Raw genomic sequence first — 21,811 nt, 5'->3', positions numbered from 1 at the left:
TCCTGTATTAATTAGCCTTTAGACGATTTTCTAAGAAAGGCACTAGCTCTTCATGTGCATGACGTAATAGTGCCTCAGTTGAATCCCAATTGATACATGCGTCAGTGATAGATACACCGTATTTCATCTCTTCAAGAGCTAAGTCAGAAGATTGATTTCCTTCATTGATATGGCTTTCAATCATAAGACCGATAATAGATTTATTGCCTTCACGGATTTGATGAATCACATCCTCCGCGACTAATGGCTGGCGACGGTAATCTTTACGTGAGTTGGCGTGACTGCAATCCACCATTAATGAAGCATCAAGACCAGATTTCGCCATCTCTTGCTCACACTCAGTGACTGATACCGAATCGTAGTTAGTTTGCTTGCCGCCACGTAAGATCACATGTCCATTAGCATTGCCCTGGGTGGTCAACAGTGCGACTTGTCCCTCACGGTTAATTCCCATAAAACGGTGGCTAGAGGACGCAGCTTGCATCGCGTTAATTGCGGTTGCCAAACTGCCATCGGTGCCATTCTTAAAACCGATTGGCATAGACAGGCCGCTTGCCATTTCACGGTGAGTTTGTGACTCCGTCGTACGAGCACCGATGGCTGCCCAGCTAAAAGTATCCGCCAAGTATTGTGGGCTAATTGGGTCTAGAGCCTCAGTCGCGAGCGGGATTTCCATCTCTGCCAACTCCACCAGAAGTTCGCGTCCAACATGCAGACCGTGTTCAATATCGAAACTGCCGTCTAGGTGTGGGTCATTGATCAGGCCTTTCCAGCCGACCGTGGTGCGCGGCTTCTCAAAGTAAACACGCATAACAATATACAGTTGGTCACTTAGTTGTTCAGAGAGTGCTTTAAGTCGCTTTGCGTAATCCTTCGCCGCTTCTACGTCGTGGATAGAACATGGACCGCATACAACAAGCAGGCGGTGATCCTTCTTGTGAATAATATTAGCGATAGTTTGACGAGACTCTTGAATAAAGCGACGTGCTTTTTCACTCAAAGGAAGCTTGGTTTTTAGTTCCTCCGGAGTAATAAGAACCTGTTCTTCGATAATATTAATATTGCTCAACTCACTTTTCTGCATAACTCTAACCTGTATATTTATTTTTACACCCAACCAAACCTTTGGTGAGACAACTAAGCTTTAACGACAAGATAACAGGCTAAAAAAGAAAAACAAGCGTACACAATAAAAAACATTTAGTGTAAACTTAGGTTTACAGTCAAATAAAAAGCCAAAGTATAATTAACTTTGGCTTCTCATCGCTGTTTTGAATCTTTTACAAGAGGTTTAGCTAGTCAAGCGTTTCATCGCTTCACTCGCCGCTTTCCACTCTTGAGATAGCTTAAGTTCGCTTGGAGAAAATGACTGTTTTTTCAGTAATCCATCCGCGAGTGGCACGGTTGAAACCGGTAAGTTGTCTAATACCTCAACGTGCGCTTCTCGTTTATTACACATTAACAACATATCGCAACCAGCTCTCAATGCTTGAGCACCTCGCTCGGCTGGGCTGCCCATAATCGCAGCGCCTTCCATGGTCAAGTCATCCGAAAAAACCAAACCTTTAAAACCCAATTGCTGACGCAGGACCTGTTTTAACCAGTATTCAGAACCGCTGGCTGGTTGAGCATCATAATGTGGGAAAATCACGTGAGCAGGCATCATGGCATCTAAAATACCGGCATCAATTTGCGCTTTGAAGATCGCCATATCTTGTTCAAAAATATCACTGCGCTCATCGTATGGTGTTTCTAGATGTGAGTCTGCAATCACGCCACCATGTCCAGGGAAGTGCTTGCCTGTCGTTGCCATGCCAACACTCTTCATTCCCTGCATATATGCAGTGCTATAGCGAAGAATGGTATCGGCATCTTCACCGAATGCGCGGTTACCGATCGCTTTACATTGATGGCCTTGGTCAAGTACCGGGGCAAAGCTTAAATCAATATCATGGGCAATCAGCTCTGCTGCCATTAACCAACCGCCCATACGAGCAAGCTCTTCACCATTTTGATGTTTAGCGTACTCATCAGCAGCAGGAATTAATGAGAAACCTTCACGAAAGCGCTGCACTCGGCCGCCTTCTTGATCCACACCGATCAAAAACGGGCGCTTAGCCGCCTTTCGGATGGATTGAGTAAGTGCTTGAAGCTGTTCGCTATCATGATAGTTGCGAGCAAATAGAATTAAGCCACCAACCGTAGGATGCTCCAAGATTTCTTTGTCTTCAGCGGTCAGTTCATACCCCGCAACGTCAACCCATAACGGTCCCATGTTTTCTCCTCAAAATCGGCTGAATATCTCGTATTCGATGAGGTTATTCGCTTCAGATTTGCTTTACAATAAGTGAATGAAGAATTGACGAGATCGGCTATGAAATTTAACGAACTGTACATTGGTGTGATGTCTGGAACGAGTATGGATGGTGTTGATACCGCTCTAGTTGAAATAAGCGATGAGCACGTTCGCCTGATTGCGCACGACGACTACCCAATGCCCGCAGCGCTAAAAGACATGCTGCTATCTGTTTGTACCGGTCAAGGAACAAATTTAAAAACCATAGGTGAACTTGACCACCAGCTCGGCCACCTATTTGCAGATGCTGTGTTACAGCTACTCAATAAGTCTGGTTACGTCGCAGAGCAAATTCGTGCGATTGGTAATCACGGTCAAACAGTGTTCCATCAGCCTACCGGAAACTTGCCGTTTACCACTCAATTGGGCGATGCAAACATTATCGCGGTCAAGACAGGCATTGATACGGTAGCGGATTTTCGTCGTAAAGACATGGCGCTAGGTGGACAAGGTGCCCCACTCGTCCCTGCTTTCCATAAAAGCATTTTTGCGATGCAGGATTCCACAACTGTGGTGCTTAACATTGGAGGCATTGCCAATATCTCGGTACTGCATCCAGAGCAACCAGTCATTGGCTATGACACAGGCCCGGGCAATATGTTGATGGACGCATGGTGTGCGCTGCATACTGGGCAAAGCTTCGACGAAGATGCACAATTTGCACTTAAAGGAACGGTAAACGCTGCTTTGTTGACTCAATTACTCAAAGAAGCTTACCTCGCCATGCCAGCCCCTAAAAGTACCGGACGAGAACTGTTCAATATTGACTGGCTGCATCAACAACTGGCCCATCACAATTTACCAATCGAAGACGTACAACGTACACTTTGCGAGTATTCTGCAATTACCATTGCCAACGAAGTCGACAAGTTTTCTCATGGCATCACACCTCAACTATTGGTCTGTGGCGGTGGAGCAAGAAACCCACTTTTGATGCAGCGACTAGCTAAGTTATTGCCACAATGGAGCGTTGCGACAACGGCAGAAAAAGGCGTTGATGGCGACTACATGGAAGCAATGGCGTTTGCTTGGCTTGCGCAGCGCCATATTCACGGCCTCCCTAGCAACTTACCGGAAGTTACGGGGGCAAGTCGTCTCGCTTCACTGGGTGTACTCTATTCAAAAAATTAAGGGCAATAGATCCTAAACAAAAAGGCTTAATTCATTATGACGAACGATGCACTTATCGCAGCTTTATCCCATCTGGTATCTGAAGGGCGAAACCCAGACACCATGGACATCGACTTGCTGCCTTCTCTCGATATTGTTCAACGCATCAACCAACAGGACAAACTCGTTCCTCTTGCCGTTGAAAAAGTGTTGCCTGAGATCGCTGAAGCCGTTGATAAGATCACGGAAGCATTTAAGGTCGGAGGTCGGTTGTTTTACATCGGTGCGGGTACCAGTGGTCGACTTGGCGTTTTGGACGCTTCAGAATGCCCACCAACTTTTGGCACAGATCCAGAGATGGTCGTTGGTATTATTGCTGGTGGAAAAGAGGCAATGTTCCGTGCAAAAGAAGGGGCGGAGGACGATCCAGCATTGGGTGAGCAAGATCTTAAAGAGAATACGCTAACACAACGCGATGTCGTCGTTGGTATTGCGGCAAGTGGACGAACACCTTACGTGATTGGTGGCTTAGAGTATGCGAACGAGCTTGGTGCCACCACTGTAGCACTATCTTGTAACCCTGACTCTCCGATTGCAGATATTGCTGATATTGCGATTAGCCCCGTTGTTGGACCTGAAGCGTTAACGGGATCCACTCGCTTAAAATCAGGGACGGCACAAAAACTCGTACTAAACATGCTCACTACCGCAAGCATGATTCGCCTGGGCAAAAGTTATCAGAACTTAATGGTAGATGTGAAAGCGACGAATGCAAAGCTAGTTGCAAGAGCGACTCGTATTGTTATGCAAGCAACAGATTGTACTAACCAAGAGGCTAAAACGGCGCTCAAAGAAACGGACTACGACGCCAAGTTAGCGATTTTGATGATTTTAACCGGGCTGGATAGAGAAAGCGCGACTGAGCAACTGAACGCCAAGCAAGGATATTTAAGAAAAGTCGTGATCGCGCAAACTAATCAATCTTAATCAATAAAGCGCCTCACTTATTTAAAAGTCAGGCGCCTTTTATGGCTCAATTTAGTAGTTCAATCGTTCAATGTGAGTAATACCGACTTTACCTTCAAGGTCACTGAACATATGAACCATTGCTGGGTATGGTTGTGCTCCAGGGTAGACAACTTCTGCATTACAGAAAAACGCATAGTTTTGTCCGGCTACGACTTGAGTAGCCACAACCAAAGGGGAGTATTTGACACCGACAAACCCCTCGATACCTTTAGCAAATACTTCTTTATTCTCTGCTGTGAGTTCATGAAATGGACTCCAGCCACCAGCCATTTGCGTTGACATAATGTGATTCCTTTTTTTCTGTGCTCACTATCAAGCAATGTGAACATAGTTTAATAAGGAAAATTTTGCCACATTTATGTGATGCAGACAGTGTAACAACGGCTTTATTGACTATTAATTTGAGTATTCATTCCAACCACGTTGCCATTCCATGCGGAATTTTTGCGCTTGCTCAGTACCTTCACAAACCCCTTCGTAATACTGACCAGATAACCCCATTTGATACGCAAAAGCAGGATTACAGTACTCACGTAAACCTTCTAAATAACCTTGGTCGTAGTCACTTTGCTTAACACTACCCAATTCACGAAGCTCGCTCATCGTGCGCGATGTGTGTCCGGTTATGCCATCTTGATATCCGATCTGATGCCAATCTCCCGACTTGGCAAGATCTGCTGTCGTTGCTGTGCATCCTGCAAGTAAAGCCAGTGCCAGACCTACCGTTACCTTTTTCATGGTTCTTCCTTAAGTAATTGTTTTCAAAAATAAGCTTACCACTAATTATTGGCGCTTGCCGCTGAGCTTGCAGATTTAACCACTGATGACTCAAATCAGCCGCTCAAGACTGTCATCAGCCTTTCGCCATTTTTAAAAACCGCTCAAGCAGCATATCGACCACTCAGTGCCCTATTCGACCACTCATCTACTAACCGAATGCATTTAACACAAGTGACGCATAACATGCATCCTGAGATTAAAAAATTACCCTACCCAACTAAGACCAAGGACAATTGCTATGATGTGGTTTCTAACCTGTGTCGCAGCCCTAATCGGCGGATATTTCATCTACGGCGCTTTCGTCGAGAAGATTTTCGGCATCAATGAAAAACGCCAAACGCCAGCTCACACCAAATCGGACGGTGTTGACTTCGTTCCAATGTCAACTAAGAAAGTTTACCTAGTTCAACTACTTAACATCGCAGGTGTGGGTCCAATTTTTGGCCCGATCATGGGGGCACTATACGGTCCTGCGGCGATGCTTTGGATTGTAGTCGGTTGTATTTTTGCTGGTGCAGTACACGATTACTTCTCAGGCATGCTTTCAGTGCGTAACGGCGGTGCATCTGTACCTACCATTACAGGTCGCTACCTAGGTAATGGCGCAAAACACTTTATGAATATTTTTGCCATTGTCCTATTGCTTCTAGTTGGCGTAGTGTTCGTTTCAGCCCCTGCTGGCATGATTACTAACCTCATCAATGATCAAACAAGCTTGAGTGTAAGCATGACAACGATGGTTATTGCTATCTTTGCTTACTACATCATTGCGACGATTGTTCCTGTCGATAAAATCATTGGTCGTTTCTACCCACTGTTTGGCGCCCTACTTATCTTTATGTCTGTTGGCCTAATGACAGCCGTTGCTTTCTCTAGCGAACACACAGTAATGGGTGACTTCCAAGTTTCGGACATGTTCTCTAACCTCAACCCAAATGACATGCCGTTATGGCCTGCATTGTTCATCACTATCGCATGTGGCGCTATCTCTGGCTTCCACGCGACTCAGTCTCCACTGATGGCGCGTTGTATGGAAAATGAGAAAAACGGTCGCTTCGTATTCTACGGTGCAATGATTGGTGAAGGTGTTATCGCGCTAATTTGGTGTGCTATCGCTCTGTCTTTCTTCGGCTCTCTAGACGCTCTATCCGAAGCTGTGAAAAACGGTGGTCCTGGTAACGTGGTATACAGTGCATCATTTGGTCTGCTAGGTGTATTCGGTGGTATCCTTGCGTTCCTGGGGGTGGTTATCCTACCAATTACGTCTGGCGATACAGCGTTCCGTTCAAGCCGCTTGATCCTTGCTGAATACTTCAACATGGAACAAAAAACGCTACGTAACCGTCTACTGATGGCACTTCCACTGTTCGTTATCGGCGGTATCTTAACTCAAGTAGACTTCGGCATTATCTGGCGCTACTTCGGTTTTGCAAACCAAACAACAGCGGTAATGATGCTTTGGACTGCGTCCGCTTACCTACTGCGTCACAACAAGCTGCACTGGATTACCACTATCCCAGCTATCTTCATGACCACGGTATGTGTCACGTTCATCTTAAACAACAGCTCGCTAGGTTTTGGTCTGCCAATGCAACTATCAACTATCGTAGGTATTGTGTTTGCCCTAGCTGTGACAGGTTACGTTATCAAAACCTCTAAGGGTAAAGGTGAAACTGAACTGGCTGACGAAGAGAAACCACAAGCCGTATCAGAAACAGCGTAATACTCGTCACATCTGAGTGACTAAGATAGGAGCCTGCCAATTGCAGGCTCTTTTTGTTTTATACCCAAGTCACTTTAAGGTTCAGAAAGCACAGCGCAGCATCATTTACTTAGCTGTTCTTATCTATCTGAGCCAAGCATCTTGAGGTTACTTAGGTATACAATAACAACATTGATTCTAGGTTAGGTTCACTATGGAACTGGTCATCTCCCTTTTACAACAGATGTGTGTGTACTTAGTTTTGGCTTACATGCTAAGTAAAACGCCAATCATCTTACCTTTGCTGAGTATTTCTTCGCGCTTAAGCCACCGCCTAATTTGTTACGTACTCTTCTCTGGCTTTTGTATTCTCGGCACCTATTTCGGTCTGCACATCAACGATGCTATTGCCAATACTCGTGCGATCGGCGCAGTTATGGGCGGGCTGTTTGGTGGACCTGTTGTAGGTTTCGCCGTCGGATTTACTGGTGGCATCCATCGATACTCTCTTGGTGGCTTTACTGACCTAGCCTGCGCAATTTCAACCACCGCCGAGGGCGTAATTGGTGGCTTGCTCCACGTTTACCTTATCAAGCGAAATAAAGGCGCATTGCTGTTTAATCCAAGCGTCGTATTCAGCGTCACGTTTGTTGCAGAAGTGGTGCAAATGATTTTGCTGCTCGCCGTCGCGAAACCTTTTGATCAAGCCTATGAACTGGTGTCCGCTATTGCAGCGCCTATGATCATCGCGAATTCATTTGGTGCGGCGTTGTTCATGAGTATCCTGCAAGACAGAAAAGCAATCTTTGAAAAGTTTTCTGCGACGTTTTCGCGTCGAGCGCTCACCATTGCTGATCGCTCAGTGGGAATTCTAAGCAACGGCTTCAACACCGAAAACGCAGAGAAAATCGCGCGTATTATTTACGAAGAAACCAAAGTGGGCGCTGTCGCGATTACTGACCAAGAAAAAATCTTGGCGTTTGTGGGTATTGGCGATGATCACCATAAACCAAACACGCCGATTTCATCGCAAAGCACATTAGACTCCATGGAGAAAAACGACATCATTTATCTTGATGGCGCGGAGCGTCCATACCAATGCTCCATTGCAAAAGATTGCAAGCTCGGATCTGCGCTGATCATCCCACTGCGTGCAGGGAAAGAGGTCATTGGTACCATAAAGCTGTATGAACCGAAGCGTAAATTGTTCTCGACGGCCAACATGTCGATGGCGGAAGGAATAGCCCAGCTTCTATCTAGCCAAATCCTTTATGGCGATTACCAACAACAACAAGCCTTACTCGCCCAAGCAGAAATAAAATTGCTTCACGCTCAGGTGAATCCACACTTTTTGTTTAATGCTCTCAATACTATTAGTGCGATTACTCGTCGTGACCCTGACAAAGCGCGCGAGCTAATCCAAAATCTATCGCACTTCTTCCGCAGCAATTTAAAGCAGAACATTAATACCGTGACGCTAAAGGAAGAGCTTGCACATGTAAACTCGTACTTGAGCATCGAAAAAGCGCGTTTTACGGACCGCTTAGAGGTTGAAATCGATATTCAACCTGAATTGCTGGACATCAAATTACCAAGCTTTACACTCCAGCCTTTGGTTGAGAATGCCATTAAGCATGGCATTTCAAACATGCTTGAAGGTGGTAAAGTTCATATATACAGCGAAGCACACCCACAAGGTCACTTGATTACCGTCGAAGACAACGCAGGCAGTTTTGAACCGCCAAAAGAAAACCACTCAGGGCTAGGTTTAGAAATTGTCGACAAACGTCTCACTAATCAATTTGGACGTGATGCAGCGCTAAAAATTACGTGCGAGCCACATCAATTTACTAAAATGAGCTTTATCATTCCCCCAAAATCATAAAAGCACGCTGAAGCAATAAAGGTAATGTTGGATGTTAACCGCACTCGTCATTGATGATGAACAGTTTGCTCGTGAAGAGCTAGCAGAGTTACTGGATGAAACAGGCCAAGTTGAGGTCGTGGGCGATGCCTCAAACGCAATCCTTGGCCTAAAAAAAATCAATGAACTCAAGCCTGATGTGGTGTTTCTCGATATCCAAATGCCTCAAGTCACGGGGATTGAATTACTTGGGATGCTTGATCCAGAAACCATGCCTTATGTGGTTTTTGTCACGGCTTATGATCAGTATGCGATTCAAGCATTTGAAGACAATGCCTTTGATTACTTGCTCAAACCTGTCGACCCATGCCGGTTAACTAAAACGGTCAAACGACTAAACAAAGTCATTAGCCAATCCGCCCTAACGCAACAACTGTCTGCTATTACACCTGACACGTTGGATCAGATACCGTGCATCGGACACAACCGCATCGTTATCATGGCCACCGACACGGTGGAATGTGCTTACAGTGATATCAGCGGCGTGCATGTACGCTCCACCAGCCAAACCGCGAGCACCCAACTGACATTAAAAACGTTGGAAGAGAAAACCCCTCTAGTCCGCTGCCATCGTCAATACTTAGTCAGTATTAAAGCGATTAGCGAAATCAAGTTACTGGAAAATGGGTTAGCGGAAATCATTACCAAAACAGGCTTTGAGATACCAGTAAGCCGCCGCTACTTAAAGGTGCTCAAAGAGATGCTCGGCATTAGCCACTAACACAAAAACTTCACACATCATCGCTGAGTTTCCGCTAGCGTATAAATAGGACGCTCTGAAAAGACGAGGCGATGATGTATAAAGTTTTATTCATATGTAAGCACAACGCTGGACGAAGCGTCCTCGCGGAGTCAATCGCAACCAATATCCTGCCAGCAGATTTTAGTGTCACCAGTGGAGGCTCACATCCCACAGGCAAGGTGCACCCAGTGGTGCAAAAATATTTAGATGACCACCAACTCCCCATTCCGCATATCCACACGCATTCATGGGAGGAGCGAACTCAGTTTCTTCCCGACATCGTTATTATTCTCTGTGATTCTTTACATCAAGAAACCGCTCCTCAGTGGCTTGCGGGGGGCGTTCGAGTAAACTGGCAAGTTGATGCTTTTCCGACCGATGGTTCTGATGAAGACATGTACGCACATTGCGAAAAGGTTGCTCAATCGCTTGAGCGAAGAATCACGAAGGTGTCTGATATGATTATCGATGGTTTAGGAAAAGACCAAATTCGTGATTACCTAAATGAGTTAAGAGAGATGTAAAAAAGGCGACACACAGGTCGCCTTTTGAATATTCGATAAATAGAGACTAATCCACTTGCTTGATTTGAAGTTCTTTAGGTACTTCAAAGAACATATTCTCTTCACGGCCAAGTACTTCATCAACCGCTTCGGCACCAACGAGTTCTTTGATTCGCTCTAGAATCTGATTAACGAGCTCTTCCGGAGCAGATGCTCCCGCAGTCACGCCGACCTTTGTTTTGCCTTCGAACCACTCAGGTTTGATATCTTCCGGACAGTCGGTTAAGTAGCCAGGTGTCCCTAGCTTTTCAGCTAGCTCTTTAAGACGTGTAGAGTTTGATGAGTTTTTAGAACCCACCACAACCATCACATCTACGTCACCAGCTAATTCACGTACGGCATCTTGGCGGTTTTGTGTCGCATAACAGATATCGTCTTTACGTGGACCTTGGATATCTGGGAACACGCGGCGTAGCTCTTCGATAACATCGGCAGTTTCATCGACAGAAAGCGTCGTTTGGCTTACGTAATGAAGATCGGATGGATCTTTCACAATCGCCTTCAGTTTCTCAACATCGGCTGGAGTTTCAACCAAGTACATACCACCGGTTTCACTGGCGTATTGCCCCATCGTACCTTCGACTTCAGGGTGACCTGCGTGACCAATCAGAACCACTTCCATATTACGACGGCTCGCACGCGCCACTTCCATATGCACTTTGGTTACTAAAGGACACGTTGCGTCAAATACGGTCAAATCACGCTGCTTGGCTTCCTGACGAACTGCCTGCGATACACCATGAGCGGAGAAAATCACAATGTTGTTGTCTGGCACTTCGTGCAGTTCTTCAACGAAGATAGCACCACGCTGTTTTAGACCTTCAACCACAAAACGGTTATGCACCACTTCATGACGCACATAAATCGGTGGCTGATACATCTCTAGCGCACGCTCTACGATGCTAATCGCGCGGTCAACACCAGCACAGAAACCACGTGGGTTAGCTAACAGGATTTTCATTTCATTGCTCATGGAAGTTATCTTTTATTTGGTTCGCTATTCTACTGACAAAATTTCAACTTCGAAAGTCACGTCTTGTCCCGCTAGAGGATGGTTGAAGTCCACAGTGACTGAATCGCCTGCAATCTCTGTAATAATGCCCGGGATTTCCATGCCATCAGGGCCACTGAAGGCCATGATTGTACCAACTTCCACTTCTGCATCACCTACAAATTTAGTGCGATCCATATAGTGAATATGATCAGGGTTTGGCATACCAAACGCGTCTTCTGCCTTTAGCTCAATCGCTTTTTGTGCGCCTGTTTCGAGGCCTATCAAGCACTGCTCAAAGTTTTCACTCAAGCTGCCATCACCCATAACAAATTTCGCTGGTTTACCCATGTTATGAGTACTATCTGCAACCGATCCGTCTTTCATTTTAATCGTAAAGTGAAGGGTTACTACCGATTCATTGGTTATTGTTGTCACGTTAATGCTTCCTTGTTCTTGGGTTATTACGCTGTCAGCTTGGTCTTTTTATACATTGATATGCTGATTGGCGCTCCAACATAATAAAAAGCGTCGCTCGAATCAACGGACGACGCTTAGGGTTATTCGATATACCGCAAAAGATTACTTGTCAGCGTCTTTTTTACGGAAGCCATCCAGAATAATCATTGCCGCACCAATACAGATCGCCATGTCAGCAAGGTTGAATGCTGGCCAGTGGTAGTTACCCCAGAAGAAGTCTAGGTAATCAACAACAAAGCCATGAACGACGCGGTCAAACACGTTGCCCACTGCACCACCAATAATCAGTGCATAAGCAATGTTGTTCCATTTTTCTTTTGCTGGAAGCTTGCTCATCCAGTAGGTCAAAAGACCCGTCACAACAAACGCGATACCTGTAAATAACCAACGCTGCCAACCGGCTTGATCGCTCAAGAAGCTGAATGCAGCACCGTAGTTATGAACATAAAGTAGGTTGAAGAATGGCAACACCTCAATTCGGTTTGCCCATCCGTAGCCCATGTTGTCCATCACCACCAATTTGATGCCAATATCTGCAATAAATACCAGAATTGCTAACCACAGCCAGCGAACTCCAGATTGCTTTAACGTCAGTGCTTTTTCACTCATTACTTTACCTACAAACAGCCCCAGTAAATACTGGGGCTGTTAATTTTAAAAAAAGTTCAGTCGTTCTAGGCAATTACGCGAATTTACGTACTTCACCTTCGCCGTCTACGTTAGACACACAACGACCACAGATCTTCTCGTGACCTTCAATTGTGCCTACGTCTGGCGTGTGGTGCCAACAACGGTCACACTTCTCGCCTTCAGCTGCTGCTACTTCTACAAACAAGCCTTCGATATCTGTGGCTTGTGCTGCATCCGTCTTCTCACCTAGAGGCTTAACTTTCGCCGCAGAGGTTAGTAGAACAAAGCGCAGTTCATCTTCAAGTTTGTTGATCTTCGCCGCTAGTGCGTCATCAGCAAATAGAGTCACTTCAGCTTGTAGTGCACCACCAATGGTTTTCTCTTTACGCGCATCTTCTAGAAGTTTGTTTACCGCACCACGAACCGCTTGGATCTCAGACCAGAATTCGTTGTTCAGCTCTTCACCTTCAGCAAGACCGAATAGACCGTCGAACCACTCACCAGTGAATACGAACTTGTCGCGTTGACCTGGCATTTCGTTCCAGATTTCATCTGCAGTGAACGACATGATTGGCGCCATCCAACGAACTAGCGCTTCTACGATGTAGTAAAGTGCAGTCTGACAGCTACGTTGAGCGTTGCCGCCACGTTTTGCTGTGTACTGACGGTCTTTAATTACGTCTAAGTAGAAAGAGCCCATTTCGATTGAACAGAATTGCATTAGACGCTGAGTCACACCGTGTGTGTTGTACTCTTCGTATGCTTTAACAATCTCTTCTTGTGCTGCTAGTGCACGACCAACCGCCCAGCGATCTAGCGCAACCATCTCTTCAACAGGAACGATGTCTGTTTCAGGGTTGAAGCCGCTCAAGTTAGCTAGGAAGAAACGCGCTGTGTTACGGATACGACGGTACGCATCTGCGCTGCGTTTTAGGATTTCATCAGAAACCGCAACTTCACCAGTGTAGTCTGTAGAAGCAACCCATAGACGAAGAATGTCAGCACCTAGCTTGTTGGTTACGTCTTTTGGCGCAACCACGTTACCGATAGATTTAGACATCTTACGACCCTGACCGTCAACCACGAAACCGTGTGTCAGTACTTGTTTGTAAGGTGCTTCGTCTTTCATCGCAATAGATGAAATTAAAGAAGATTGGAACCAACCGCGGTGTTGGTCAGAACCTTCTAGGTATAGGTCTGCACTGTTGCCGTTGTACTCTTCACGAGCATCAACAACAGAGAAGTGAGTGACACCTGAATCGAACCATACGTCTAGCGTATCTAGCACTTTTTCGTATTGGTCAGCGTCAGCACCTAGTAGTTCAGCGGCATCTACATCCCACCATGCTTGGATGCCTTTCTCTTCAACCAGCTTAGCGACTTTCTCGATCAGCTCTAGCGTGTTTGGATGAAGTTCTGCTGTTTCTTTATGAACAAACAGAGCAATTGGCACACCCCAAGTACGTTGACGAGAGATACACCACTCAGGGCGACCTTCGATCATACCTTCGATGCGGCTTTGACCCCACTCAGGCATCCACTCTACATTCTTGATTGACTCTAATGCTTTAGCACGTAGGCCAGCTTGGTCCATAGAAACGAACCATTGAGGTGTAGCACGGAAGATGATTGGAGTCTTATGACGCCAACAGTGTGGGTAGCTGTGCTCGTAAGCGTGGTGGTGTAGTAGTGCACCTTTTTCTTTTAGTACTTCTACTACTGCATCGTTCGCTTTAAATACGTGCTGACCAGCAAATAGCTCTGTATCTGGTAGGTAAACACCGTTTGAGCCAACTGGGTTTGCTACTTCTAGGTTGTACTTATTACCAACCGCGAAGTCTTCTTGACCATGACCAGGTGCAGTGTGAACAACACCAGTACCTGAATCAGTTGTAACGTGATCACCAAGGATCGCCGGTACAGTGAAATCGTAGAATGGGTGTTGGAATTGAGAAAGCTCAAGATCCGCACCTTTCGCAAAACCTAGGTTGTGGAAGTGCTCGATACCAGCACGGTCCATTACGTCTTTCGCCAGCTCAGCAGCAACGATGATACGCTCAGCGTTGTCGCCTTCTGTTTGGATAAGCACGTACTCTAGATCATCACGTAGACATACTGCGCGGTTTGCAGGCAGTGTCCAAGGTGTTGTTGTCCAGATAACGATAGATACGTCACCGTGACCTTCATGACCTTCTGTCAGTTCAAATTTAGATAGCAGTGCCGCTTCGTCAGCCGCTTTAAAACGAACGTCGATAGATGGCGATACTTTATCTTTGTATTCTACTTCCGCTTCAGCAAGAGCAGAACCACAGTCTGTACACCAGTGAACAGGTTTGAAACCTTTTAGCAGGTGACCATTGCTTGCGATCTTACCAAGAGCACGAATAATGTTCGCTTCAGTTGCGAAATCCATAGTGCGGTATGGCTTGTCCCACTCACCCATGATACCAAGGCGTTTGAAGCTCTCTTTCTGACCTTCAACCTGACCAGCTGCGTATTCACGACATTTCTCGCGGAATTCCGCTGCTGTCACTTTTTGGCCTGGCTTACCTACTTTCTTCTCTACCATTAATTCGATTGGTAGACCGTGGCAGTCCCAGCCTGGGATGTAAGGTGCGTCAAAACCTGAAAGTGTTTTGGATTTAATAATAATGTCTTTAAGAATCTTGTTTAGTGCGTGACCAATATGAATGTCACCATTTGCGTAAGGAGGGCCATCGTGCAATACGAATGACTTTTTGCCTTTCTTAGCTTTACGGATTTCACCGTAAAGATCTTCTTTGTACCAACGCTTAAGCATTTCTGGCTCACGATTGGCCAGGTTGCCGCGCATTGGAAACCCTGTTTCAGGTAAGTTCAGGGTATCTTTATACTCACTCATCGATTCTTAATTCCGTTATATTGGGCGAAAATTAGACATTATGTTGAACGGTGGAATAAACCGCTCAACGCTTAAGCTGACGCAGCCACACCCTTGCTGCTTCAGCATCCAATTCGATTTGTTGTTTAAGTGCTTCAAACGACTCAAACTTTTGCTCATCTCGAAGTTTATGCAAAAGTTCCACTTCTAGTTGCTTGCCATATAAATTGGCATGAAAGTCGAATAAGTGCACTTCTAACTGTTGGCGAACACCATTGACGGTTGGTCTTTGACCAATATTAGCAACACCACCAACTGGCTTATTTCCTAAGCCAAGCGCTTGAACAACATAGACTCCGGAAACCGGAGAAACACAGCGTTTCAAAGGAATATTTGCAGTAGGGAACCCAATGGTTCGACCTAGCTTTCTTCCATGAGAAACACGACCGCTGATGCTGTAGTTTCTTCCCAGCATCTGTTGCGCGGAATGCAAATCGTCACGCGCCAGCGCTTGACGGATAGCCGTACTGCTGACACGTAATTGTTGTAAACAAAAGCTCTGGGTACTTACGACATCAAAGCCGTATTTTTCCCCTGCTTCCTGCAGCATTGCAAAGTTACCTGTACGGCCTTTGCCAAAGCAGAAATCATCACCAACGACAAGAAACTTAACACCCAAACGCTCGACCAACAAGTCACGGATAAACTCTTCCGCGGTTAAACTTGCAAAATGGCGATTGAAATTGACACACAGTAAGCGGTCAATATCGAGCTTACTCAATTGCACGAACTTATCGCGTAATCGCGTCAACCTTGCAGGTGCCTTGTCTTTGGCAAACAGCTCCATCGGCTGAGGTTCAAAGGTCATCACAACAGAAGGCAAGGATAGCCTGTCCGCTTGCTCAGACACTTGCTGCAATACTTGTTGATGGCCTTTATGGACACCATCGAAATTGCCAATAGTCAGCACACAACCATGATGTCGCGGGTTGATATTGTGAATGCCTCTAATCAGTTCCATTGGATACTGCTTTCTGCCTCTGTTTTACTTTACACTGTGTGAAACTGACGGATTATATACTAATCACCCTCAGTCTGTCCCAGCTTTTAGGTCTTTTAAACGCGCACCAGTTAAAAATAGAACCACTAGGTAAACCACGGCTCCTAAACCGATCAACATCCCTAGCACCGCGCTTCGGTGAGCAAAGCTCCAGCCCAGCCATACTGACATATCTTCCAGTTGCCATAAGATTGCCGCCACCATCGCCGCGCCAGCAATAGCTAAACGTATAATAAAGAAGACGGTTCGCTTAGTGATTTGGTATACCTCTGCGATGTGCAGGCCACGATACAGCAGTGCCATATTCACAAATGCCGATAGTGCCGTCGCGATAGCCAAGCCAACGTAGCCATAGAAGTACGCAAAAATTGCATTAAATACCATGTTGGTCACCATCGCAATGATGCCGTATTTCACTGGCGTTTTAGTGTCTTGACGCGAGTAATAACCCGGAGCGAGCACTTTAATCAGCATAAAGTTCAACAAGCCTGAAGCGTAAGCAAAGAGTGACAATGATGCTTGATGTACGTCTTGTGGCGAAAACTCACCTCGCATGAATAACACCATCAACATAGGTTTTGCCAGTACCATCAAACCAAGCATTGCAGGAAGGCCAAGTAAGATCACCATGCGCACCCCCCAGTCCATGGTTTGTGCGAATCCTTCATTTTGTGCGTCAACATGTTTGCGTGATAATGCTGGTAAAATCACCGTTGCAATAGCAATACCAAACAGACCTAACGGGAATTCCAACAAGCGATCTGAATAGTACAACCAACTGATCGAACCGGTTTGCAGAAAGCTGGCAATAAAAGTATCAAACAACAAGTTGATTTGGCTTACCGACACACCGAACAAAGCAGGAATCATTAAGGTTCGGATCTTCACCACGCCCGGATCGCGCCAGCCCCATTTCGGCTTAACCATAACCCCCGCTTTAATAAGGAAAGGGATTTGAAATAAGAACTGAACCAAACCACCAAGGAAAACACCGATGGCAAGACCAATCTCTGGCTGTGACATCTGCGGCGAGATAAACCATGCTGCCAAAATGATCATTACGTTGAGGAAGACGGGAGTAAACGAAGAAACCGCAAACTTACCTAGTGTATTGAGAATGGCTCCCGATAGGGCAACAAAAGTGATGAACCATAAATAAGGAAAGGTAATCTTGAGCATCACGCTAGCAAGTTCGAACTTCTCAGCCGCGGGACCACCATGCATCCAGTCTAGGAACCAACCAAAACCAAACAGTGCAGTCACCACACCGGAACCTAGAACACCTAAGATGGTAACAATTGAGACTATCACCCCCAATGTGCCCGCTGCACGAGCAATGAGCTCCCGAGTTTTATCCATGTCGCCTTGAGCATGGCTTTCCGTTAAAACAGGTACAAACGCTTGGGAAAAAGCACCTTCAGCAAACAAACGTCGTAAAAAATTAGGAATTTTATTGGCGAAGAAAAAGACGTCTGCGCTTGCTCCTGCCCCCATTAAATTTGCCACTACAACATCACGAACTAGGCCAAGAACGCGGGAAATAAATGTCATAGCACTGACGATCATGCCAGACTTGAGTAGTCGTTTACTCACTGTAACCTCGGAATATCACCATAAGACAGCTAACCCTATACTGTTTCTCTGACAGGTGCTGTAAATAGACGTCAAAAATCTATCCGCGGGTTGTAAGGAATAAGTGTGCCTTTCGCGGATAATTATTAGCATTGGTATAAAAATGCTGTTAGAATCCCCGCCATCTTAACCGCGATAACCTCTCTTACCAAAATTTGTTTTGGCTTAGATCGGTTTTTGCACAAATCATTTGACATTTAAGCGCAAATGAGGGATATTCCTCGCCCTTAAATTGTCACAGAACTAAGTTTTTGGGAGTTAGACCCTTGGCAAATAGTAAATCTGCTAAGAAGCGCGCTATCCAAGCTGAGAAACGTCGTCAGCACAATGCTAGCCGTCGCTCAATGATGCGTACTTACATGAAGAAAACTGTTGCTGCTATCGAAGCAGGCGACAAAGAAGCTGCAACTGCTGCATTCGCTGTAGTTACACCTATCCTAGACCGCATGGCAACTAAAGGCCTTATTCACAAGAATAAAGCAGCTCGCCATAAGTCTCGTTTCGCTGCACAAATCAAAGCTCTTTAATAGAGTCCTGATTTTACAGTGAAGAAAAAACCGACCTTGTGTCGGTTTTTTTATATCTACAAAATTTTCTTAATAAAAAAAGCTGGCAATGCCAGCTTTTCTTTTTCTGAATGTCCCATTTAAAGACATCAGCTTATTCATTACCCATATAACGCTCAAACTAGAAAGCACTAATAAAACACTTGAGAACAAAGCAAATTGGTCGATGAGTAGTACCCTATCATCAAAAGTTTAACGCCACTCTCAAATATTCCAACAAGTTAGATTCACACTCTAAGATGAGCAGTATATTAGGACTATTTAATTAATGTTGAGCACTCTCAGCACAATAAAGACTATGCAGTGTTTTTATTAACGCTTTCACTTCATCACTCTTTAATGTGTAGTACACCGTTTGTGCTTCTTTCCTTGTCGTGACTAACTCATCACGGCGAAGCCAAGCAAGATGCTGAGATAATGCCGACTGGCTTAGCTCTAACTTTGCACACAGCTCTCCCACGGACAGCTCTTGGTTATGCAGCATACAAAGGATTTGTAGGCGTCTCTCGTTTGCCATCGCTTTGAGCAACACGACGGCTTTTGCGGAGTTCTGCTCCATTTCTTGTAGATTCATGTGTTGGACCTCTAGCTACAACTTACTTATTCCAACCCTGGCCAGCTTGTTGTGTTGCACTGATTTATATATCTAAGAAAATCAAGATACACTTCCAGAGTCTTCATTATTAGAACCTCTAATTTAGTTGTTAGTGATACACCAATATTATCCACCAAGGATTTTAATTGGTGCGCCATCAATAATTAATAGTTTTGCTCACTAAAACAAGTATCTTGCTTACTTAGATATTATTTAGAATTATATTTTTATTGATAGTAATCTATTTATTTACGCAACGATACGGGTTTACTCAAACATTTGACTGAAATCAGCATCACAAACATTTTTTACCGCGGGGTGTTGGATCATTCGTTCCGCAAAAATCACGTAGTACTCTTCTTTTAGCCCATCGACATGGCCAATTAGCTGTAAATTTCGGTCGTCTTCAATCTCCGACATGTATACGGTCGGTGCCAAGAAAATCACATCATCGTGGTACCGAGCAAAAGCTTTCATCAACGCAACATCATCAAACTCCCCTAGCACATTGGGTTGAAGGCCTTGACGATCAAACCATTGAATAACTTTACGCCCCATAGCCGTTCGGCTCGCGGGAATCAGAAGTTTTTTTTGTTCCAAGATCTCAGGGAATCGCACATTTTCAATTTCAGAAGAAGCAAAAAAGCTCATGCTACTTTCACCCAACTTTTTGCTATAAAGGCCAGGACTTTGAGTAGAATCAACGGGACAATCCGAAAGGATCATATCTAGCTTGTGCTGAGAAAGGCGTTCAAGTAGCAGTTCGTGGGTCGATTCATAACAGCGTAAATGAATACTGTTATCTTCCGGGACGGTCGTCATCAGTACTTTACTGACCAAGCGTTTAGATAATGCATCGGCTACACCAACTTCAAATAGAATGTTCGAGTGCTGGCTGTAATTGACGATATCTAACATCTCATAGCTCAAACCGAACATCCGGTCGGCGTACTTAAACACAAGCTGACCTAACTCAGTGGGCTCAACTGTACGACCATTGCGCTTGGTTAACTTTCCTTTCATGCGCTCTTCAAGCGCTTTAATCTGTCCTGTCACGGTTTGCGGTGTCAGGAAGAGCGCGTCAGCCGCCTTAGTTACAGAGCCCTGTTTGCACACCATCCAGAAATAATAGAGATGGTTGTAGTTTAGATGTGACATGATCGAGTCCCGAAAAGAAAGTGATACTTTTTATACCAAATGTGACAGAGACAAACAATAAACTCGACAAAACCATACAATACCTTACAAAAGTATAAGTTTTACCGAAAGTATAAAGTCAACACTGTCATAAAAGTTGAACTGAGGCGCATTTTCTCTACAAAAAAAACGCAAAAATCAAATAAAACGAAATCAAAATTTAACCATTAAAATCAATAGGTTAAAAATTAATTTTCTTCCTCTTTTACGCCATTATCAAAAAGAACAATAAAAATCTCTCACAGCAAGAAATCTGTAATATTACTGAAATATTTATTCTCTAACATCGCCCGCAGATTCAACTACAGACCGAAAAATGAACTGAAAGGTCAACGGAGAAAATTATGATGAACCAAGCTACTTCAACAGTGGCACCAATTTCGAGCACAGCTCGTTGGTTACGCTGGGCTAACTTGGCATTCATGTTATATCTGCTTCTTCTAGCAGTATCTATGGTTGGTAGTGGCTTTAAATGGGCAACTGGCGATCAAGCTAAGGTGCTATTTGAATTTGCCGCACACCCAGTTGCAGGTCTAATGATCGGCTTGGTGGCAACAGCCTTAATTCAGTCTTCAAGTACTGTAACGTCTATTATTGTAGGCTTGGTTGCAGGTGGCTTACCTGTAGAAACCGCTATCCCTATGGTGATGGGTGCTAACATTGGTACCACAGTGACCAATACGCTTGTGTCTCTTGGCCACGTGCGCTGTAAAGAAGAGTTCAAACGTGCATTTGCAAGTGCAACCATTCACGACTTCTTCAACTTGCTTGCTGTCGCTATTTTCCTTCCGTTGGAAATGATGTTCGGCATTTTAGAGAAAGTTTCTCACTGGCTTGTTTCTCCACTGCTTGCTACTGGTGATATGAGCATTAAAGGCTTCAACTTTATTAAACCAATTACAAAGCCAGTCGTAGGCGCAATTAAAGAGCCACTTTCTACCTTCGGTGATACTGTTGGCGGCGTCATGCTTATTGCTTTGGGTATTGCGACTATCTTCGTTGCAATCACAGTGATGGGTAAATTGATGAAGAGCCTAATGGTTGGTCGCGCACGTGAAATTTTGAAAAACGCCATCGGTCGTGGTCCTATTCACGGCATCGTATCAGGCTCAATCGTGACCGTTCTAGTACAATCTTCCTCAACCACGACAAGTTTAATGGTTCCGTTGGTTGGTACTGGCGTGTTGAAAGTACGAGATATCTACCCTTTCACTCTGGGTGCTAACATTGGTACTTGTATTACGGCACTACTAGCAGCGACAGCGGTATCTGGAGAGTTCGCAGTATTCGCACTTCAAATCGCTCTAGTCCACTTAGTATTTAACATCATGGCGACGCTGTTTATCTTTGGAATTCCATTCCTACGTGAGATTCCGGTTAAAGGCGCTGAGATGATTTCTGAAATGGCTATTAAGAATAAAGCTGTTGTTGGTGGCTACCTAATGTCAGTATTCGTTATTCTACCAGGTGCGATTCTAGCCCTAACAACGTAACAACAACGACATACCATCGCTTATTGTTTAGGCTCCACATCGTGGAGCCTTTTTTATGATAATTAAACTGTTCAAATCGATTGTCCGGTGATAATTTGAGC

20 protein-coding genes are annotated in these 21,811 nt (G+C 45.0%); 8 read left to right on the top strand and 12 right to left on the bottom strand.

Going from position 1 to position 21,811, the window contains the following annotated elements; genetic code table 11:
• Positions 1 to 7: 7 nt before the first annotated feature.
• Entirely contained in the window at positions 8 to 1,084 is a 1,077-nt protein-coding gene (locus tag R7E00_RS17985; RefSeq protein WP_005381904.1) for a 3-deoxy-7-phosphoheptulonate synthase, read from the bottom strand.
• Positions 1,085 to 1,291: 207 nt separating this feature from the next.
• On the bottom strand, positions 1,292 to 2,275 hold the full coding sequence (nagZ, locus tag R7E00_RS17980) for a beta-N-acetylhexosaminidase (RefSeq protein WP_005381905.1): 984 nt from the start codon (positions 2,273 to 2,275) through the stop codon (positions 1,292 to 1,294).
• Positions 2,276 to 2,374: 99 nt separating this feature from the next.
• Here nagZ and R7E00_RS17975 point away from each other — a divergent pair, with 99 nt between their 5' ends.
• Positions 2,375 to 3,487 (top strand): anhydro-N-acetylmuramic acid kinase, encoded by a 1,113-nt coding sequence (locus tag R7E00_RS17975; RefSeq protein WP_262606250.1) that lies wholly within the window; start codon positions 2,375 to 2,377, stop codon positions 3,485 to 3,487.
• 36 nt (positions 3,488 to 3,523) lie between these two features.
• Complete coding sequence (gene murQ / locus R7E00_RS17970; RefSeq protein WP_047103912.1) at positions 3,524 to 4,453, top strand: N-acetylmuramic acid 6-phosphate etherase; 930 nt, start codon at positions 3,524 to 3,526, stop codon at positions 4,451 to 4,453.
• A gap of 51 nt (positions 4,454 to 4,504) precedes the next feature.
• Here the strand turns inward: murQ and R7E00_RS17965 are convergent, their stop codons facing one another.
• Positions 4,505 to 4,777, bottom strand: coding sequence for a hypothetical protein (locus tag R7E00_RS17965; RefSeq protein WP_005381911.1), 273 nt, complete (start codon positions 4,775 to 4,777; stop codon positions 4,505 to 4,507).
• A 114-nt stretch (positions 4,778 to 4,891) separates the two neighbouring features.
• Entirely contained in the window at positions 4,892 to 5,233 is a 342-nt protein-coding gene (locus tag R7E00_RS17960; protein ID WP_005381912.1) for a DUF2799 domain-containing protein, read from the bottom strand.
• A gap of 280 nt (positions 5,234 to 5,513) precedes the next feature.
• Between R7E00_RS17960 and R7E00_RS17955 the strand changes: the two genes are divergently transcribed.
• The 4 genes from R7E00_RS17955 to R7E00_RS17940 all read left to right on the top strand — a co-directional run bounded on the left by R7E00_RS17955 (position 5,514) and on the right by R7E00_RS17940 (position 10,167).
• Complete coding sequence (locus R7E00_RS17955) at positions 5,514 to 6,998, top strand: carbon starvation protein A (protein ID WP_005381914.1); 1,485 nt, start codon at positions 5,514 to 5,516, stop codon at positions 6,996 to 6,998.
• A gap of 193 nt (positions 6,999 to 7,191) precedes the next feature.
• The gene (locus tag R7E00_RS17950; RefSeq protein WP_005381915.1) at positions 7,192 to 8,862 is read left to right on the top strand and encodes a sensor histidine kinase; all 1,671 of its coding nucleotides are present in this window, start codon (positions 7,192 to 7,194) and stop codon (positions 8,860 to 8,862) included.
• A 31-nt stretch (positions 8,863 to 8,893) separates the two neighbouring features.
• Complete coding sequence (gene btsR / locus R7E00_RS17945) at positions 8,894 to 9,622, top strand: two-component system response regulator BtsR (RefSeq protein ID WP_005381917.1); 729 nt, start codon at positions 8,894 to 8,896, stop codon at positions 9,620 to 9,622.
• Between the two features lie 71 nt (positions 9,623 to 9,693).
• Positions 9,694 to 10,167 carry a low molecular weight phosphatase family protein gene (locus R7E00_RS17940; protein WP_033906110.1) on the top strand — a complete coding sequence of 158 codons (474 nt, stop codon included), beginning with the start codon at positions 9,694 to 9,696 and terminating at the stop codon, positions 10,165 to 10,167.
• Between the two features lie 46 nt (positions 10,168 to 10,213).
• Here R7E00_RS17940 and ispH read toward each other — a convergent pair whose 3' ends face one another.
• The 6 genes from ispH to murJ all read right to left on the bottom strand — a co-directional run bounded on the left by ispH (position 10,214) and on the right by murJ (position 17,820).
• Positions 10,214 to 11,179, bottom strand: coding sequence for a 4-hydroxy-3-methylbut-2-enyl diphosphate reductase (ispH, locus tag R7E00_RS17935; RefSeq protein WP_005381920.1), 966 nt, complete (start codon positions 11,177 to 11,179; stop codon positions 10,214 to 10,216).
• A 24-nt stretch (positions 11,180 to 11,203) separates the two neighbouring features.
• A complete protein-coding gene (gene fkpB, locus R7E00_RS17930) occupies positions 11,204 to 11,635 on the bottom strand; it encodes an FKBP-type peptidyl-prolyl cis-trans isomerase (protein WP_005381922.1) in 432 nt (143 codons plus the stop codon).
• A 144-nt stretch (positions 11,636 to 11,779) separates the two neighbouring features.
• Positions 11,780 to 12,286, bottom strand: coding sequence for a signal peptidase II (gene lspA, locus R7E00_RS17925; RefSeq protein ID WP_005385948.1), 507 nt, complete (start codon positions 12,284 to 12,286; stop codon positions 11,780 to 11,782).
• Between the two features lie 73 nt (positions 12,287 to 12,359).
• Positions 12,360 to 15,188, bottom strand: coding sequence for an isoleucine--tRNA ligase (gene ileS / locus R7E00_RS17920; protein ID WP_017821497.1), 2,829 nt, complete (start codon positions 15,186 to 15,188; stop codon positions 12,360 to 12,362).
• Positions 15,189 to 15,252: 64 nt separating this feature from the next.
• Positions 15,253 to 16,188, bottom strand: coding sequence for a bifunctional riboflavin kinase/FAD synthetase (ribF, locus tag R7E00_RS17915; protein WP_005381933.1), 936 nt, complete (start codon positions 16,186 to 16,188; stop codon positions 15,253 to 15,255).
• 69 nt (positions 16,189 to 16,257) lie between these two features.
• Entirely contained in the window at positions 16,258 to 17,820 is a 1,563-nt protein-coding gene (murJ, locus tag R7E00_RS17910) for a murein biosynthesis integral membrane protein MurJ (protein ID WP_005381936.1), read from the bottom strand.
• Positions 17,821 to 18,125: 305 nt separating this feature from the next.
• On the opposite strand from murJ, the gene rpsT reads away from it, so the two are divergent.
• The gene (gene rpsT, locus R7E00_RS17905) at positions 18,126 to 18,386 is read left to right on the top strand and encodes a 30S ribosomal protein S20 (protein WP_005381938.1); all 261 of its coding nucleotides are present in this window, start codon (positions 18,126 to 18,128) and stop codon (positions 18,384 to 18,386) included.
• 304 nt (positions 18,387 to 18,690) lie between these two features.
• Here the strand turns inward: rpsT and R7E00_RS17900 are convergent, their stop codons facing one another.
• Together R7E00_RS17900 and nhaR are read right to left on the bottom strand one after the other, a co-directional pair.
• Positions 18,691 to 18,999: an ArsR/SmtB family transcription factor gene (locus R7E00_RS17900; protein WP_005381940.1), complete on the bottom strand. Its 309-nt coding sequence runs from the start codon at positions 18,997 to 18,999 to the stop codon at positions 18,691 to 18,693.
• A 288-nt stretch (positions 19,000 to 19,287) separates the two neighbouring features.
• Entirely contained in the window at positions 19,288 to 20,178 is an 891-nt protein-coding gene (gene nhaR / locus R7E00_RS17895) for a transcriptional activator NhaR (RefSeq protein ID WP_005381942.1), read from the bottom strand.
• A gap of 386 nt (positions 20,179 to 20,564) precedes the next feature.
• Here nhaR and R7E00_RS17890 point away from each other — a divergent pair, with 386 nt between their 5' ends.
• A complete protein-coding gene (locus tag R7E00_RS17890; protein ID WP_025768431.1) occupies positions 20,565 to 21,710 on the top strand; it encodes a Na/Pi symporter in 1,146 nt (381 codons plus the stop codon).
• Positions 21,711 to 21,811: the final 101 nt, after the last annotated feature.

The sequence above is a fragment of the Vibrio sp. Vb1755 genome (assembly GCF_033338635.1).
Lineage (GTDB): Bacteria > Pseudomonadota > Gammaproteobacteria > Enterobacterales > Vibrionaceae > Vibrio > Vibrio alginolyticus.
This window is presented reverse-complemented; position numbering and strand designations above follow the sequence as displayed.

What these genes read in the sequence shown, in the direction of transcription:
- R7E00_RS17985 (WP_005381904.1), bottom strand. Translation starts at nt 1,084, where the DNA reads ATGCAGAAAAGTGAGTTGAGCAATATTAATATTATCGAAGAACAGGTT.
- nagZ (WP_005381905.1), bottom strand. Translation starts at nt 2,275, where the DNA reads ATGGGACCGTTATGGGTTGACGTTGCGGGGTATGAACTGACCGCTGAA.
- R7E00_RS17975 (WP_262606250.1), top strand. Translation starts at nt 2,375, where the DNA reads ATGAAATTTAACGAACTGTACATTGGTGTGATGTCTGGAACGAGTATG.
- murQ (WP_047103912.1), top strand. Translation starts at nt 3,524, where the DNA reads ATGACGAACGATGCACTTATCGCAGCTTTATCCCATCTGGTATCTGAA.
- R7E00_RS17965 (WP_005381911.1), bottom strand. Translation starts at nt 4,777, where the DNA reads ATGTCAACGCAAATGGCTGGTGGCTGGAGTCCATTTCATGAACTCACA.
- R7E00_RS17960 (WP_005381912.1), bottom strand. Translation starts at nt 5,233, where the DNA reads ATGAAAAAGGTAACGGTAGGTCTGGCACTGGCTTTACTTGCAGGATGC.
- R7E00_RS17955 (WP_005381914.1), top strand. Translation starts at nt 5,514, where the DNA reads ATGATGTGGTTTCTAACCTGTGTCGCAGCCCTAATCGGCGGATATTTC.
- R7E00_RS17950 (WP_005381915.1), top strand. Translation starts at nt 7,192, where the DNA reads ATGGAACTGGTCATCTCCCTTTTACAACAGATGTGTGTGTACTTAGTT.
- btsR (WP_005381917.1), top strand. Translation starts at nt 8,894, where the DNA reads ATGTTAACCGCACTCGTCATTGATGATGAACAGTTTGCTCGTGAAGAG.
- R7E00_RS17940 (WP_033906110.1), top strand. Translation starts at nt 9,694, where the DNA reads ATGATGTATAAAGTTTTATTCATATGTAAGCACAACGCTGGACGAAGC.
- ispH (WP_005381920.1), bottom strand. Translation starts at nt 11,179, where the DNA reads ATGAGCAATGAAATGAAAATCCTGTTAGCTAACCCACGTGGTTTCTGT.
- lspA (WP_005385948.1), bottom strand. Translation starts at nt 12,286, where the DNA reads ATGAGTGAAAAAGCACTGACGTTAAAGCAATCTGGAGTTCGCTGGCTG.
- ileS (WP_017821497.1), bottom strand. Translation starts at nt 15,188, where the DNA reads ATGAGTGAGTATAAAGATACCCTGAACTTACCTGAAACAGGGTTTCCA.
- ribF (WP_005381933.1), bottom strand. Translation starts at nt 16,188, where the DNA reads ATGGAACTGATTAGAGGCATTCACAATATCAACCCGCGACATCATGGT.
- R7E00_RS17900 (WP_005381940.1), bottom strand. Translation starts at nt 18,999, where the DNA reads ATGAATCTACAAGAAATGGAGCAGAACTCCGCAAAAGCCGTCGTGTTG.
- nhaR (WP_005381942.1), bottom strand. Translation starts at nt 20,178, where the DNA reads ATGTCACATCTAAACTACAACCATCTCTATTATTTCTGGATGGTGTGC.
- R7E00_RS17890 (WP_025768431.1), top strand. Translation starts at nt 20,565, where the DNA reads ATGAACCAAGCTACTTCAACAGTGGCACCAATTTCGAGCACAGCTCGT.